The organism is Pedobacter mendelii (assembly GCF_014635725.1).
GTDB lineage: Bacteria > Bacteroidota > Bacteroidia > Sphingobacteriales > Sphingobacteriaceae > Pedobacter > Pedobacter mendelii.
In genome coordinates this window covers 59,481-74,331 of sequence record NZ_BMDJ01000010.1, presented here as the reverse complement: position 1 = coordinate 74,331, position 14,851 = coordinate 59,481, and the positions used below count along the sequence as shown (strand labels likewise).

Below are 14,851 nucleotides of genomic sequence, written 5' to 3'. Positions count from 1 at the left end.
TTTAATTATTAACGCTTTAATTGCTATAAATGTTTTCTTTACAATTATATATAGGTTATAAAGCGACAAACAATTTTTTACATCTTTGCGTTAATGAAATTACCCGCCATAAAAGGTTTTGATGAGGAAGCATTTAACAAGTATCTAAAAAATACGGGTTGGTTGATGTTTGGAAAGATTATCAGCCTGATGGTAAATCTTGCTATAACGACGTACTTAGGGCCAATTTTATTTGGAGATTTAAGTTTCGGATTATCTTTGGTGGCCATATTAGCAGCCGTTGGCGGTTTAGGACTTGATACATTTATCGTCCGTGAAGTTATTCAGGAGCCTGACAAAAGAGATGAAATATTAGGCACTTCTTTGTGGTTAAGAATAATTACGAATGGTTTGCTAATTCCCGTTGCCATCGGAATTTATTTAATTAGTCATTCCTTATCGTCAAACCCCGGAGAATCACTTGTATTGTTAATCGCATTACTTTCATTTGCATCTTTTTTCAAGTCGTTTAATGTTATTGATTCTTATTTTCAATCTCAGGTTCAATCCAAATATGTTGTTCAGGTGCAGAACGTTAGTTTAGTAGTTACCTCCATTTTCAAGATTTTAATAATAGCTTTCAGTTTGCCGTTAATTTATATCGTTGTGGCATATATATTGGATGCTGTTGTTTTAGCAATTGGATTAATTACCGCCTATCAAAAACGAGGCTTAAACATATTTAATTGGAGTTTTAATAAAACAAGAGCAAAATTATTATTAAAAAAATCCTCGCCGCTTATACTTTCTGCGGTGATGGTTACGATTTATATGAAGATTGATGTGGTAATGTTGAAGAGCGTTGGAAGCAAAGCAGTAGGAATTTACAGCAGTGCGCAAAACTTAAGTGAGGCCTGGTATTTTATACCAACCGCAATAATAACATCTGTTTTTCCAGCTTTACTTAATGCCCGTAAAACTGATTTAGTAAGGTATCAAAAACGCTTGGGGAATCTTTACGATTTATTAGTGTATATCAATATTCCTATAGCCTTGTTTATTAGTTTTTTTGCCGCTGATATTATTCACATAGCTTACAGTGGAAAATACGACGGTGCCGGAATAATGCTTTCAATCCATATCTGGTCGGGTATTTTTGTCTTTTTAGGAATGGCAAGTTCTCAATATCTTATTGCTGAAGGATATACTAAAATTTCTTTTTATAGAACAGCAGCAGGCGCTATTGTAAACATCCTTTTAAACCTTTGGCTTATTCCCAAATATGCCGGAGTAGGAGCTTCATTAGCTACCCTAATTGCATGTTTTGTTTCCACTTTCTACCTTTTATTAATCCCGAAAACCCGTCAACAAGGTATAATGATGTTAAAATCATTATTTTTGGTCACAGCATTTCAAAAAATATTTAAACATTGAGTACTATAAAAGCATTAACAACATTAATTGCAAAGCCTAACAGGCTTAAAGCATTATTATCATACGGACACAAAGGCTACTTAAACAGCATTGGCTGGTTTACCGCATTTGATAAAAAGCAGGCGGTTGATGGAAAAGGCAATGCGCTTCCGTGGGTAACCTATTCGTTTATCGATTTTATCAACTTTCGAATAGAAAAAACCCATCATATTTTCGAATATGGTTCAGGCAATTCTACATTATTTTATGCAGAACGGGCCGGTACAGTAACCGCTGTAGAGCATGATAAAGGTTGGTTTGATAAAGTTAAAAATAGCAGTCCGGCAAATGCAGAAATGATTTTTTGCCATTTGGAGCGAGATGGTGAATATGCTAAAAAGGCAACTTTACTGAATAAGAAATTCGACATTATTATTGTTGATGGTCGCGATAGAGTAAACTGTTGTAAATATAGTATAGATGCTTTATCAGCAAATGGAGTACTAGTTTTGGATGATAGTGAACGCCGAACATACCACCAAGCAAGAATTTTCCTGCAAGAGAAAGGCTTTAAAGAAATCAGTTTCAGCGGAATTTCGCCAGGCTTGTTTTATGAAAAAGCAACATCGGTTTTTTACAAAGCAGACAACTGTTTAGGCATTTAAACTTCATATTTTGATTTATGATTAGCGAAGAAGTAAAAACTGCCTACGATAATTTTTACACCAATAGCGATGTAGCCTGGCGAATGCTTGGCGCAAAATACAAAGCACAAAACATTGTTGATGTTTGCAAAGCGATTAAGCCAAAAAAGGTTTTAGAAGTTGGTGCTGGTGATGGAAGTATCCTTCATTTCCTAAACGAGTGGAAGTTTGCACCCGAATTATATGCTTTGGAAATTGCACAAAGCGGCGTTGATATTATTAAAGACAGAAAATTATCATTACTAAAGGAAGCGCAAACATTTGATGGATATAAGATTCCTTATGAAGATGATATCTTTGATTTAGTAATTCTTGCACATGTTTTAGAACACGTGGAGCATGAAAGAATTTTACTTCGTGAGCTAAAAAGGGTTGCAAAATACCTGGTTGTAGAAGTGCCGAAAGATTATCGTTTTGGTGTAGATTCTAGAATGAAACATTTTTTAGATTATGGTCATATTAACATGTACACCCCAACTTCACTTCGATTTTTACTGCAGAGCGAAGGCCTGGAAATTTTACAGGATAAGGTTTCAATGACAACCCCAGAAACTGTTAAATTTAATGAGTTTGTTAACAGAAAGGCACCAAAAACTTTTAGCAAAAATTTAAAAATTGAGTTAGAGTATCGTATTAAAAAGGCTTTAGGAAATTTTTTAGGGAGAAAAAAGCAGGAACAATTTGCTAATGCATATACAGTTTTAACGCAAAAATCGGATTCTAATCTGCATATATTTTAAATTCAACATACCATATAAGAAATGTAAGAAAATATAAGCTCATATTTCATTAAGTCTCTATTCATAAAAACATCCATTTTAAGTTTTTTTTTCTAAATAGAATAATATGATATTGACCAGAGACTATTTAAAAAATTTAGTTTACAAAGTAAACGGAGCAGCTATTGAAGTTCATAAGGCCTTGGGTCCAGGTTTGCTAGAGTGTACGTATCATAAATGCATGATTCATGAACTAAAATCGAGAAATGTTAGTTTTAAATCTGAGATGACTATACCCATAAATTATAAAGGATTAGAGCTAGATGCAGAATTACGTTGTGATTTGTTGATTGAAGATACCCTGATTGTCGAGTTCAAGTCTGTGGAGCGAGTTCAGCCTATTCATGTTGCTCAATTATTAACTTACATGAAACTATTGAAACAGCCAATGGGATTAATGATAAATTTTAATTGCTTACACATTTTTAATGAGGGGCAAAAAACTTATGTAAACGAGATCTACGAATCCATTTATTAATATTTTTGCATCCAACTTATATGAATCTTATATTCCTTAAATGGTAAAGATTTAAATTGCAATACCTTACTCATTAGAAAAAAAATATATTAAACTAGAAATTAGCAATTTCTTAAATGGCAAAAAACTAACATGCAAAACCTCGCTCCTATAGCACTATTTGTTTACAATCGTCCAAAACATACCGAACGAACCATTAAGTTTCTGCAGCAGAATAATCTTGCAACAGAAAGTAAATTGTTTATATTTTCTGATGGAGCCAAAACCAAGCAGGATGAGGAGAAAGTTGCAGAAGTTAGGGCTATTATTAATAAAATTGATGGCTTTAAATCGGTAAAAGTTATAGAACGTAAAACAAACTCCGGTTTAGCAAACTCGGTTATTGCTGGCGTTACCCAATTAATAAATGATTATGGAAAAGTAATTGTTTTTGAAGATGACTTAGTTACCTCTCCGCATACCTTAACCTATTTTAACGAAGGTTTAACTCGGTACGCAAATGAAGATAAAGTGATGCATATCGGTGCATATATGTATCCGTTAAAACACGACGAACTTCCAGAAACATTTTTTTATAGAGCAGCAACAAGTTGGGGTTGGGCAACCTGGGCAAGGGCCTGGAAAAATTTTGAACCGGATATTGATAGCTTGATAAAACAATTTGATGGGAAGAAAAAATCAGCCTTTGCTATTGATAATACCATGAATTTTTGGAAACAGATGCAGGAATTCAAAAGTGGCAAAAATAATAGCTGGGCAATTCGTTGGTACGCTTCAATCTTTTTAAAGGGTGGTTTAACGTTAAATCCGTCCCAATCATTAGTTAATAACATTGGACACGACGGAACAGGCGTTCATTCAGGCATTAACGATATTTATAATGTTATCATCAACCCTAAACCAATAACCGAATTTCCTGCTGTAATTGGAGAAAATCCTGCAGCTTATCAAACCATAAAAAACTTCTTGTCAAACCGTAAAGGAAATCTTTGGGAAAGAATAAAGCGATTTGTTAAGGAAAAGATGAATAAAAGTTAAGCGAAGAACGGATCTTGTTTCATACTCAAGTTTATTTAAATAATCCAAAATTCCATTAGCGATAATTGATATTCTTTGTACTTTAGTTGCAAATCCCATCAATATGAAATGGCTAACCATCCTACTTCTTTCATTTACTACACTAACAAATGCTCAAACTGCACCAAAACCTTATGGAGCTTTACCATCAAAAAGGCAGCTTGCATGGCATGATATTGAAGTTTATGGATTGATACATTTCACGCCAACCACTTTCGAAAATAAAGAATGGGGATTCGGTGATGCTGACCCAAAAACATTTAACCCTACAGATTTTAATGCAGAACAAATAATAAAAGCCGCTAAAGCAGGTGGGCTGAAAGGCATTATTTTAGTTGCTAAACATCACGATGGTTTCGCACTTTGGCCAACTAAAACAACTGAATATAATATTTCTAAAAGCCCGTTCAGGAATGGAAAAGGAGATTTGGTTAAAGAAATTGAACAAGCTACCAGGAAAAACGGATTAAGCTTTGGCGTTTATTGCTCTCCTTGGGATAGGAATAATGCAAAATATGGAACCTCAGAATACCTGGCCATTTATCAGGCACAGCTTAAAGAGCTTTATAGTAATTACGGAGATCTTTTTATGAGTTGGCATGATGGCGCAAATGGTGGAGATGGATATTACGGCGGAGCAAAAGAAAAACGCTCGATTGATAATACGACCTACTACGATTGGAATAATACATGGGGCATCACCAGAAAAATGCAGCCTATGGCAAATATTTTCAGTGATATTGGGTTGGATATTCGTTGGGTTGGTAGTGAAGATGGAACCGCTGCAGAGACTAGTTGGGCAACTTTTACACCCCTTCCTCCTGAAGGAAAAAATGTGGCTGTTCCAGGACAAGCAAATTACCCGCAAAGCCCAATGGGTATAAGAAACGGTAAATATTGGATGCCTGCGGAATGCGATGTACCGCTAAGAAAAGGCTGGTTTTACCATCCTTCGGAAAAACCAAAAACACCTGAAACCTTGTTTGATTTATACTTGCAAAGCGTTGGCCATGGCGCTGGTTTAGATTTAGGCTTGGCGCCCGATACTCGTGGACAATTGCATGAAGACGATGTAGCATCTTTAAAAGTATTCGGTGATATGGTTAAACATACCTTTGCAAATAATTTAGCTGTAAAAGCAATTGTAAAAGCTAATAATATTCGAGGTAGCGCTTTTGGCGTTGCTAAACTTTTAGATAACAACAAGCAGACTTACTGGGCAACAGCAGATAATATCCACACGGCAAAACTAGAGTTTGACTTAAGGACTGATAAAACTTTCGACATTATCAGCCTGCAGGAATACATTCCTTTAGGACAAAGAATAGAGGAATTTAATATCGAGGTTTTCGAAAATAATGAGTGGAAGAAAATATACGATGGAACAAGTATTGGCGCTAAGCGATTAATCAAATTGGATAAGCCAGTTACAACTTCAAAAATTAGATTAAACATTACAAAATCGCCGGTTTGTATTACGCTAAGCGAATTCGGGATTTATAAAAAGACACCGTAATTTACTTTCTTGCTTCTAAAATAATATATGGCGACAAGCTTTTGCTTTCAAAAGGAATAATTTTTGTAAAAACTTTTCCGCTAAGCCATATAAGTTTTTTGAATAAGCGAACACCTGTTGATTTTTGAGATTCGTTTTCTAACCAAATGCTAAACTTACCAAAATAACCAGCCTTCACTTCTTTTAAGCCAGCTTTTTCGCAAATTGACTTCAACAGCTCCGGGTTCATGCTATCAATATTGTGTTTGTCGTAATTTTCTTTATCGAAGTTTTTTTGAAACCATCCGTTAACAGCTTTGAAATTTGGCAAGGTAATGAACAAAGTTCCGCCTGGTTTTACGAAAGCAATGTGGCGATTAATTATATCTGCTGTATCATTAAAGTGTTCAATTAAACCACAACTCAACACCAAATCATATTGTTGTTCTGGCACATAATTAAACAAATCCGTTTCGACGATGTGAATGTCTTTTTCGGTTAAACCATTTTTATCAAGCAGCTCATTTACAACTGGCGGATGAACAAAATAATCTAAAAGCGTTACATCAATTTTGAAGTATTTTTTTAAAAAAACAGCATAATATCCAGGGAAACCACCCAATTCAATCGCGTTTTTCACTTTGTTTTTATTGATAATATCTGCCAGCTGGCGATGAAAAACGTAATCGGATGGTAATTCAACAGCAAGTCCTTTTTTACTTTCCCAATAATTTACCCAAAAAGCTCTGTCTGTTAATAAATTTGCCATGTGCTAAAATAATTCAACCCCAAAGAAACGGAAAAGAATAGGAAAATCGAAAGTTAAGATTGATGAATTGTTTTATTGCTGAATTGTTGCCGCTAAATTTGCACAGCATAACAATCCAGCAATTTATCAATACAATTATTTCAAATCCTTCAAAATCTCTGCAACAGCCTTTTCTAATTGAGGGTCTTTATCTGCAAGCCGGTCTTCAAAAGTGTTTTTTACAAAGATATCTGGCTTAACACCTTCCTTTTCGATGTTTTTCCCATCCATTGTATAACAGCCCCACGATGGTAAACGGTAAGAAGAACCATCTACCAAACCTTTTGCAGAAGTGAAAATTATCCAGCGATAGGTTTCTGTCCCAATGATTTTACCCAGTTTTAGTTGCTTAAATCCGGCTGCAGTCATTTCTGCATCACTTAGAGACTGCTCGTTAACCAACAAAACAATAGGTTTTACCGCCGGGCCGAAATTACTTTGGGGTGCCATTTTACCTCCGCGATATTTCCACTTTAAATATGGTTTTTGGGAAAGGAATTTCAGTACGGCATCATGTACATTTCCACCTGTATTGTAGCGTAAATCTAAAATAATAGCATCTTTATTTTCTTCCTGTTCAACCATATCCAATAAGAAACGCTCCAATTCGCCTGAGCCCATATTTTTCATGTAAGAATAGGCAATGCGGTTGTTTCCCCATTTATCTACATTGGTTTTATTTTTAGCAATCCACTCATCATAAAGATTGTTTTTTAAAGTGCCAGAATTTTGAGGGTGGATGTTTACGAAGGTTTCCTTCCCCGCACGAGAGAAGGTTAAAGTCATTTCCTTATCTAAGGATGGCTTACTGAAGTAGAAATCTCTATCCATTTTATCATCTACTTGCGTTCCATTAACAGCAGTTAATACATCTCCAGGCTTAACATTCACTCCACTGTACGATGCATTACTTTTCGCAACTAACCTTTCAACTTTATAAGGATTTTCATTTTCAAACATAATTCCTGTTTGATTGGTAATGTAAGTTAGATTCTTGCGCTCTTCGGCACCAGAACTATTAAAGCCCATATGCGATGAATTTAATTCGCCCAGCATATCATTCAACAAAATCCTTAAGTCGCTTCTGTTATTTACATAAGGCAGATAAGCGGCGTAACGGTTTTTCATTTTTTCCCAATCTACTCCGTGAAAATTTTCATCATAAAAATTTTCATCCAAGCCAACCCAGGTTTCGTAGAACATTTGATTAAACTCTGCATTTAAGTTTCTAACAAATTTGTAGGCATGATCAATTTTATCCTGTTTGTTCCCTTCAATGTTATACTTGTTGATTACACCTCCTGCAAGTGTGAAAAACTTATCGCCCGCCTGAACAATACTGTAATCTTCTCCTTCGCCAACTTTTTCAGTTTTATTCGCTTCGAAAGGCTCTATAGTTGTTCGATAAATTGCATTTTTGCCACCTTCGTGATTTGAAGAATAAAATACATAGGTTTTATCACCCTTAGCAAAAACATCGGTTCCAAACTGACTACCAAATGCAGGACTAACCAATTCTACTCTATCCAAAATATTTTGAGTATTTATAGTAATAATGGCCGCAGGTTTTGGCGTTGGTTTAACATCTGTTTTCTTTTTAGCAGTATCCGTAGTTTTTGCGGTTTTTTTATCTACAACAGCAGGCTTTACATCTTTAGGCTCAGGAGCAGTTTCTTTAAACAAATCATCGAATTTATCTGAACGATAAGGCGCATCGTAATTATTTAGCGCCATGCGATAGACATGAACATTTTCACTCCCTGAAGGGTAAGCCGGCTCAGTTCTCGCACTCGTAAAATAAATATATTTTCCATCAGGCGACCAGGCAGCGTCGGTTTCAGTAACACCTGTATTGGTCAAATTGATTGTTTTATTGCCCTTGATGTTATGAACCAAAATATCCTGCTCGAAATTTCTGTAGGCTGTAAAAAGTACATATTCATCATTCGGCGAAAAGCTTGGTGTAGAACTCTGAATCGCCCAAAACTCATCTGTTACTAGTGTTTTGCTTTCGAAAGTTTTCAAATCCAACAGCTTTAATTCGTTTCTTCCGCTTAAATAAACACCCATCGTTTTGGTTTTATTTAGCGTAATATCTCTATTGTTGGCTTTGTCTTTAGTAATCTGTTTAGGCGTTCCTTTTCCATCGCCTGTTATCGTAAACCAGTTTTGGTAACCATTCCAGGTTTGGCAAAACAAAATGGTTTTGTTATCGGCAAGCCATTTACATTGCATTGCCCGTTCGCCGCCATTGGTAATTTTACGGATAAATTTTCCATCAGCATCACTTACAAAAAGTTCTCCACGAGAAACAAAAGCCATTTTTTTACCATCAGAGGCCACATCAAAAGCTGAAATATTTCCTTTTACATCATATTCCTGTGCCTTCGTTAAAACCTGATTGCGGGAAGTGCTGATGTTTACTTTCTCCGTTTTTTTCGTTGCCACATCGTAGGTATACAGTTGATAATCTTTTTCGAAAACAATGGTTGTTCCATTTGCCGAAACAAAAGGACGTTTTATAGAAGTATCGAAATTAGTAAGAGCCGTTTTTTTTCCGCTCAAAAAAGTATAAAGATTGTATTCTTCATTTCCCTCATCCGAAACAAAAAATACATTTCCTTTCGAATCTACACTCGTCCAGAAATCTTTACCGTTGTAATTCGTATATTGTTTATAAGCTTTTGTTTTAGGATTGTAAGATTGAATATCCGGATTATAAGCACCTTTGTAGTGCTTTCTATTTGCAAAACGGTAGCTTTCCCAGGTATCGCTGAAGAATAATTCCCCGCCCGGAGCTTCTGCAATATGGTGTGTGGTATTAAAATAGTTTTCGAACAATCGAACCGCTGTTCCGCCGCTTATACCAACCTTATAACTCGAAAATGAATTAAATCTTCCAGAAGTAAAATAGATAGTTTTTGAATCCCAACTCCAGTTATCCACTTCATCCGATGCATCGTTAAAAGTTAATTGCTTAATATCACCACCTGCCAACGGCATTAGGTACACATCATAATTTCCATATTGATTAGAAGAAAAAGCCATCCACTTACCATCTGGAGAAATTTTTGGATTAATTTCTTCACCTTGCATGGCCGTAATTCTCGATGCTAAGCCACCTTGAAGAGCAACTTTCCATATATCTCCATCGTAGCTGAATACTATTGTTTGTGCATCGGGCGTTAAAGCATGGTACGCAGAAAAATAGGTTTGACCTTGAGAAAATGCATTAAAAGGCAACAAAAACACCATTGCAGCAAGCGATTTTAGTAGGGTTTTAATCATGATTTTGTTTGTTTGGCTTTGGGAAGTTAAACCCGACTTGATTAAAATAATCATTAATTTTTCTAAATAATTATTTTAATCATCAAAGGCTCCATCCTTCAATTAAAATGCAATAAAATATTAGGATGAAAATACACAACAGTTTTTATATTCGTAAACAATAAAATGTATTTTTGAATTGATTTGAAAATAATACACCTAAATACGTACGATGGAAATGGAGGTGCGGGACGTGCCTGCTTACGCCTAAGCGATGCCCTGAAAGCAAGTGGAATTGATTCGAAAGTTTTGGTGTATTATAAGTTTGGTGAAAATCTAAAGGTTGATACTTTCAGCAAATCACCCATTCAAAAAGCCATAGCCGTTTACAATATTTTATCCGAACGATATTATTCAAAATGGTTAAGCAAATCGGTAAAAACACCTTTTAGCCTACAATGGTTTGGGCGTTCGATAAAAAATCATCCTGAGGTAAAAAGTGCCGATGTAATTCATTTACATTGGGTTAACCATGGTTTTTTAACACCTAAATTTTTAGCAGAACTAGATGAATTGGAAAAGCCCATCGTTTGGACTTTTCACGATAGTAATGCTTTTACAGGCGGTTGCCATGTGCGTTATGGTTGCGAAAATTTTCATCATCAATGCGGCAATTGCCCCATTTTAAAAATTAGTGGCGATAACGATATTTCGCATAAAACCTGGTTACGGAAACAGAAGGCTTATACCAAATTAAACTTTCACATTGTTGCGCCAAGTAAGTGGATGGCAAGTTCGGTAAAATTTAGCAGTTTGCTTGGAACCCGTAAAGCAACTGTAATTCCGAATACCATCGAAACAAATATTTTTAAGCCTTATGTAAAAAGTGAGGCGAAGAAAATCCTAAAAATAAATCCTGATAAGTTTGTTTTAATGAGTGGTTTTATGCCCTCAAAAAACGATAAACATAAAGGAACACCATATTTAATTGAAGCACTAGAAATTTTATCTAAACGAAAAGGAATTGACAAAGAGAAAATAGAACTGGTAATTTTCGGGAACAAAGAAAACGCAGAAATGCCCGAATTTCCCTTCAAAACTACCTTTTTGGGTACTATAAATAAAGATGAACACTTGGCAAAATGTTACTCGGCTGCCGATGCGTTTATAACGCCATCTCTCGAAGATAATTTACCAAACACGGTTATGGAAAGTCTTGCTTGTGCTACACCTGTAATTGCTTTTACTACTGGCGGCATTCCAGATATGGTTAAACATCAAAAAAATGGTTATTTGGCTGAATACCAGAATGCTGCCGATTTAGCAAATGGAATAGAGTGGCTTTATCATCGCCCAAATAAGGAAGAAGTACAAAAAGCAGCAAGGTTAGGGATTTTAACCGATTTTTCGGAAGAAGTTATTGCTGCAGAGCATATTCATTTGTATGAAACACTAATTGATTTGCAACCGAAGTAAAATGGAATTATCCAAAAACTATATCGAAAATATCAAAGCATTAAAATCGGCAATTTTACAAAGTCGCTACAGGGCTGCAACTCTTGTTAACAAAGAACTTTTAACGCTTTACTTTGCAATAGGCAAATTTATCTCCCATAAAATCGAGGAAGAAAAGTGGGGAGCAAAAGTTATCGAAATTCTCTCTGCCGATTTGCAAGTTGAATTACCCGGTTTAAGAGGTTTTTCAGCAACTTACATCAAGCGAATGCGTCTCTTTTTTGAAGCTTGGGAAGAACAAACTCAAATTAGACCAACATTGTCGAACCAATTACAAACAATTGATTTAGAAGAGATTACATTTAGACCAACAGTGTCGGCCAAATTGGAAAAATCATTTTTTGGATTAAGTTTTTCGCATCATTTAGAAATTATACAGGAAACTCAGAAAATAGAGGAAAAGATATTTTATATTCAAAAAACAGCATCAGAATTTTGGAGTTTAAGCACGGCGGATTATCTAATGTTGAAACACTTAAAAAGTTAATGGAATTAATATGCCAAAGCTGTCGGTAATTACAATCGTATATAATAACGTTCGCGACATTGAACGAACGATAAATTCTGTAATCAATCAAACCTTTAAGGATATCGAATACTTGGTTATCGACGGTGCATCTAACGATGGAACTTTAGAGGTTGTTCAAAAATATAAAAATCAGATTTCGAAAATAGTTTCGGAGCCTGATAAAGGAATATACGATGCCATGAACAAAGGGTTGGCTTTAGCCAAAGGCGATTATATTTTGTTTATGAATTCTGGCGATGAAATTTATGACGAACATACTGTTGAAGAGATTTTTGATTCATCACCTGGTGCAGATATTTATTATGGCGAAACAGAAATGTACAACGATAAGTGGGAGAGTTTAGGCAGAAGACGACATGAAGCACCAGAATCTTTCGATTGGAAAAGTTTTAGGTATGGAATGAATGTCAGTCATCAGGCAATTTATATCAAACGAAGCATTATTGTACCTTACGATATAAAATATAAATACAGTTCGGATATCGATTGGATAATCAAAGCAGCTAAAAAATCATCAAATATTGTTAACGTTCATAGGTATGTTGCCAAATATTTAGTTGGCGGAATGAGCAAAAAGAAACATCACGAAAGCCTGAAAGAACGCTTTCAAATTTTTACAAAATATTATGGCTTAGTTCCAAATATTCTGAATCATATCGTAATTGCAGGGAATTTAGCTTTCTATTTTTTGAGGAATAGAAGAACAAATGATTGAAGCTAAAACATTGATTTTAGGCTTTAAGAAGGATTTTTTAGTTCGACATAAATACGATAGCTTTTAACTATCAAGTCTAAACTTCCAAAAACAATAATACCTTAATAATGTATTTAAATATATCACCTATTTAAAAATTAAGAATTATGGGACAATTAAGTAATCGCAACATAGCTGTACTTTCAGAAGATGGATTTGAAGAAATAGAATTAACTGAGCCAGTAAAAAGATTAAAAGAAGAAGGTGCAACAGTACACATCATTTCTTCAAAAAGTGGAAAAATTAAAGCTTGGGATCAAGACCATTGGTCAATCGAGGTTGATGTCGATAAAACCATTGCTGAAGCAAATGCTGATGAATATGATGGTTTATTGCTTCCTGGCGGAGTTATCAATCCTGATAAATTACGTGTTGATGAAGACGCGATCGCATTTGTAAAAGCATTTTTTGAAGCTGGTAAACCGGTAGCGGCAATTTGCCACGGACCACAAACTTTAATAAGTGCTGGTGTTGTTGATGGAAGAAAATTAACATCTGTAAAAAACATTGCACAGGATTTAATTAATGCTGGTGCGAATTGGACGGATGAAGAAGTTGTTGTAGATCAGGGTTTGGTTACCAGTCGTACACCAAAAGATTTACCTGCTTTTAATGATAAAATTGTAGAAGAGTTTGCCGAAGGTGTGCATGATGGTCAGCATGCATAAATGTTTTGAGCGCTCTCCTAAATTACTCAAAGGCGGCTGGTTTATAAATAACCGGCCGTTTTTTTAAAGCTTAACCTGCCTAATAATATTTTTAATATTAAGTTCTATAATATCAGTCATGGTTTTACACCTCAAGTAATTCTGATCGTTAAAATAATCAGACATGGATTGCTTAAGCAAAGCGATATTTTCAGGTGTAGTTAAAGCCTCTTGGTTTGATACATCACGCAAATCAGTTAAACGATGGCGCTCGCTTCTAACCCTATGAACAATTGATGAGCGTTCCTCCTGCTGATATTGCAAAACCGTTTTTTCGGTCAATTGCTCCATACTCATTTTCACATAGGGTAAATTTTCTTTAAAAAATTGAGGTAGATAAACTTTAAGATTTCCTTCATAAAACTGCTGATCGAAATCTATGGCTCGGATGCGAAATTGAATATCATCAAAATCTGGCGTAATCTGAACTACAAAATTGTATGCCCTCATATCGCCCAACAGCATAATTAAACATCGCTCATTAAATTTTACAAATTCTTTTGCAATACGTGTTGGGTTAAATTCTGGCGAGTAAAGTTGTCCTTTGGTAAAAACATCACCTGGAATGCCTGCAATATGCTCTTCAACCAATGTTTCACCATCCACCAAGTAATTTACCTGATTGGGAGATAAAATCTCTTCCATCTCCAAACCGTAAATTCTGGATGCATCAGCTTTTTTAATATAGAAATAATCGTAAACATCATTCAAGCGATTAACAATCCTTATCCTAAAAGGATGAGTGTTTCCGAAAGTACAATATTCAATTTTATCAATATATTTGTGTTCGACGATGCGAAGATTTCCAGAAGCCTTTAAATTGGCGTAAATTTCCTTCAAGCCGTTATGCAAGGTGTTTATCAAATCCTGCGCATATATTGGACCCTCCCAAAGTGAATCTTTACCAAATTTATCCATTAATGGAAAAGCTTCGTTAAACTGCATCAAATCATAGTACGAAATTGGTAATTTTGCTTCGCGTTGATAAAGGCGCAGGTATTTTTGCAAAGCAGGCGTAACCGGAAAAATCGGTTTTTTCTTAAGGATTTTTACATCTTCGTTTTCCATTGATGAACAATGTAGCATTTTAATAATTTAACCGCAAAGATTTTTAAGGGAAGCGCAAAGTTCGCAAAGCCGGATGCAACATTATATTTACTTTGTATTCTTTGCAGTTAAAACTTTTTAATTCCGGATATTTTAAATATTTCTACAGTACAGCTATAACCGGAAAAATCGTTTTTTTGCTTTTGGATTTTTATGTCAAGATAGTATTTTATTCCTTTTACCACAAAGTTTGCTGAGAAACCTAAAAGCGAAATAATATTAAACCCTGCTTAGTTGTT

13 protein-coding genes are annotated in these 14,851 nt (G+C 35.1%); 10 read left to right on the top strand and 3 right to left on the bottom strand.

What is annotated here, in order from left to right; all coding sequences use genetic code 11:
• Positions 1 to 93: 93 nt before the first annotated feature.
• From IEV50_RS15805 to IEV50_RS15780, 6 genes are all read left to right on the top strand, one after another.
• The gene (locus IEV50_RS15805; RefSeq protein WP_188416162.1) at positions 94 to 1,413 is read left to right on the top strand and encodes a flippase; all 1,320 of its coding nucleotides are present in this window, start codon (positions 94 to 96) and stop codon (positions 1,411 to 1,413) included.
• Positions 1,410 to 2,057, top strand: coding sequence for a class I SAM-dependent methyltransferase (locus IEV50_RS15800; RefSeq protein WP_188416160.1), 648 nt, complete (start codon positions 1,410 to 1,412; stop codon positions 2,055 to 2,057). The genes IEV50_RS15805 and IEV50_RS15800 overlap by 4 nt, the downstream gene beginning before the upstream one ends.
• A 17-nt stretch (positions 2,058 to 2,074) precedes the next feature.
• Positions 2,075 to 2,836, top strand: coding sequence for a class I SAM-dependent methyltransferase (locus IEV50_RS15795; protein WP_188416158.1), 762 nt, complete (start codon positions 2,075 to 2,077; stop codon positions 2,834 to 2,836).
• Positions 2,837 to 2,942: 106 nt separating this feature from the next.
• Entirely contained in the window at positions 2,943 to 3,353 is a 411-nt protein-coding gene (locus IEV50_RS15790) for a GxxExxY protein (RefSeq protein ID WP_188416155.1), read from the top strand.
• A 132-nt stretch (positions 3,354 to 3,485) separates the two neighbouring features.
• Positions 3,486 to 4,391 carry a glycosyltransferase gene (locus IEV50_RS15785; protein ID WP_188416154.1) on the top strand — a complete coding sequence of 302 codons (906 nt, stop codon included), beginning with the start codon at positions 3,486 to 3,488 and terminating at the stop codon, positions 4,389 to 4,391.
• Positions 4,392 to 4,494: 103 nt separating this feature from the next.
• Positions 4,495 to 5,946, top strand: a complete 1,452-nt coding sequence (locus IEV50_RS15780; protein WP_188416151.1) for an alpha-L-fucosidase — start codon at positions 4,495 to 4,497, stop codon at positions 5,944 to 5,946.
• Between the two features lies 1 nt (position 5,947).
• Here IEV50_RS15780 and IEV50_RS15775 read toward each other — a convergent pair whose 3' ends face one another.
• Together IEV50_RS15775 and IEV50_RS15770 are read right to left on the bottom strand one after the other, a co-directional pair.
• Positions 5,948 to 6,694 (bottom strand): class I SAM-dependent methyltransferase, encoded by a 747-nt coding sequence (locus tag IEV50_RS15775; protein ID WP_188416149.1) that lies wholly within the window; start codon positions 6,692 to 6,694, stop codon positions 5,948 to 5,950.
• Between the two features lie 135 nt (positions 6,695 to 6,829).
• Positions 6,830 to 10,021 carry a S41 family peptidase gene (locus tag IEV50_RS15770; RefSeq protein ID WP_188416147.1) on the bottom strand — a complete coding sequence of 1,064 codons (3,192 nt, stop codon included), beginning with the start codon at positions 10,019 to 10,021 and terminating at the stop codon, positions 6,830 to 6,832.
• Positions 10,022 to 10,204: 183 nt separating this feature from the next.
• Between IEV50_RS15770 and IEV50_RS15765 the strand changes: the two genes are divergently transcribed.
• From IEV50_RS15765 to IEV50_RS15750, 4 genes are all read left to right on the top strand, one after another.
• On the top strand, positions 10,205 to 11,476 hold the full coding sequence (locus tag IEV50_RS15765) for a glycosyltransferase family 4 protein (RefSeq protein ID WP_188416145.1): 1,272 nt from the start codon (positions 10,205 to 10,207) through the stop codon (positions 11,474 to 11,476).
• 1 nt (position 11,477) lies between these two features.
• The gene (locus IEV50_RS15760; RefSeq protein WP_188416143.1) at positions 11,478 to 12,002 is read left to right on the top strand and encodes a DUF1016 N-terminal domain-containing protein; all 525 of its coding nucleotides are present in this window, start codon (positions 11,478 to 11,480) and stop codon (positions 12,000 to 12,002) included.
• 10 nt (positions 12,003 to 12,012) lie between these two features.
• A complete protein-coding gene (locus IEV50_RS15755) occupies positions 12,013 to 12,759 on the top strand; it encodes a glycosyltransferase family 2 protein (RefSeq protein ID WP_188416141.1) in 747 nt (248 codons plus the stop codon).
• A gap of 146 nt (positions 12,760 to 12,905) precedes the next feature.
• Positions 12,906 to 13,466 (top strand): type 1 glutamine amidotransferase domain-containing protein, encoded by a 561-nt coding sequence (locus tag IEV50_RS15750; RefSeq protein ID WP_188416140.1) that lies wholly within the window; start codon positions 12,906 to 12,908, stop codon positions 13,464 to 13,466.
• A 63-nt stretch (positions 13,467 to 13,529) separates the two neighbouring features.
• On the opposite strand, the gene IEV50_RS15745 is transcribed toward IEV50_RS15750, so the two are convergent.
• On the bottom strand, positions 13,530 to 14,573 hold the full coding sequence (locus IEV50_RS15745) for a hypothetical protein (protein WP_188416138.1): 1,044 nt from the start codon (positions 14,571 to 14,573) through the stop codon (positions 13,530 to 13,532).
• Between the last annotated feature and the right edge of the window lie 278 nt (positions 14,574 to 14,851).

What these genes read in the sequence shown, in the direction of transcription:
- IEV50_RS15805 (WP_188416162.1), top strand. Translation starts at nt 94, where the DNA reads ATGAAATTACCCGCCATAAAAGGTTTTGATGAGGAAGCATTTAACAAG.
- IEV50_RS15795 (WP_188416158.1), top strand. Translation starts at nt 2,075, where the DNA reads ATGATTAGCGAAGAAGTAAAAACTGCCTACGATAATTTTTACACCAAT.
- IEV50_RS15790 (WP_188416155.1), top strand. Translation starts at nt 2,943, where the DNA reads ATGATATTGACCAGAGACTATTTAAAAAATTTAGTTTACAAAGTAAAC.
- IEV50_RS15785 (WP_188416154.1), top strand. Translation starts at nt 3,486, where the DNA reads ATGCAAAACCTCGCTCCTATAGCACTATTTGTTTACAATCGTCCAAAA.
- IEV50_RS15780 (WP_188416151.1), top strand. Translation starts at nt 4,495, where the DNA reads ATGAAATGGCTAACCATCCTACTTCTTTCATTTACTACACTAACAAAT.
- IEV50_RS15775 (WP_188416149.1), bottom strand. Translation starts at nt 6,694, where the DNA reads ATGGCAAATTTATTAACAGACAGAGCTTTTTGGGTAAATTATTGGGAA.
- IEV50_RS15770 (WP_188416147.1), bottom strand. Translation starts at nt 10,021, where the DNA reads ATGATTAAAACCCTACTAAAATCGCTTGCTGCAATGGTGTTTTTGTTG.
- IEV50_RS15760 (WP_188416143.1), top strand. Translation starts at nt 11,478, where the DNA reads ATGGAATTATCCAAAAACTATATCGAAAATATCAAAGCATTAAAATCG.
- IEV50_RS15755 (WP_188416141.1), top strand. Translation starts at nt 12,013, where the DNA reads ATGCCAAAGCTGTCGGTAATTACAATCGTATATAATAACGTTCGCGAC.
- IEV50_RS15750 (WP_188416140.1), top strand. Translation starts at nt 12,906, where the DNA reads ATGGGACAATTAAGTAATCGCAACATAGCTGTACTTTCAGAAGATGGA.
- IEV50_RS15745 (WP_188416138.1), bottom strand. Translation starts at nt 14,573, where the DNA reads ATGGAAAACGAAGATGTAAAAATCCTTAAGAAAAAACCGATTTTTCCG.